This window comes from Massilia sp. TWP1-3-3, from assembly GCF_049897805.1.
Classification (GTDB): domain Bacteria; phylum Pseudomonadota; class Gammaproteobacteria; order Burkholderiales; family Burkholderiaceae_D; genus Telluria_A.
In genome coordinates, this window is the sequence record NZ_JAFCWX010000142.1 from 1 (window position 1) to 561 (window position 561).

The following is a 561-nucleotide window of genomic DNA, read 5'->3' on the forward strand; positions in this document are numbered from 1 at the left end:
GGGTGAAGTCGTAACAAGGTAGCCGTATCGGAAGGTGCGGCTGGATCACCTCCTTTCTAGAGTTGCACTGGCTATAGAGCCAATTCATTGAGCGTCCACTCTTATCGACTGTTGAAATTGAAGAAACAGTAGTCCCTGGGGGATTAGCTCAGCTGGGAGAGCACCTGCTTTGCAAGCAGGGGGTCGTCGGTTCGATCCCGTCATCCTCCACCAACACACTCTACTATCTCTTAAAGTACAAACGTAAGTCAGCGCAATTGGCGCCTGGGTTTAGGTTTGATCTTTCAGAGATTAAAAGCTGTTTCGTTCTTTAACAATCTGGAAGAAGTAAAGTTTTAATCGAATCGTCGACAGACGGTTCGATGGGTAGTGATTGTATGTATCAAAACAAAGCAACAACGCTGTACTCTTATCTCTGTAACGTCTTTCCGCTTAGTCGGTGGAGAGGCTAACGTTATAGGGACAAGCGAATAAGTGCACATGGTGGATGCCTTGGCGATTACAGGCGATGAAGGACGTAGTAGCTTGCGATAAGCTGCGGGGAGTGAGCAAACACACTTT

General features: G+C 47.2%; 1 tRNA gene and 2 rRNA genes. All 3 read left to right on the forward strand.

What is annotated here, in order from left to right:
- Positions 1-56: ribosomal RNA gene (locus ACP7D4_RS28220) — 16S ribosomal RNA — on the forward strand; the annotation flags it as partial.
- 81 nt (positions 57-137) lie between these two features.
- Positions 138-213, forward strand: a tRNA-Ala gene (locus ACP7D4_RS28225).
- A gap of 247 nt (positions 214-460) precedes the next feature.
- Positions 461-561: ribosomal RNA gene (locus tag ACP7D4_RS28230) — 23S ribosomal RNA — on the forward strand; the annotation flags it as partial.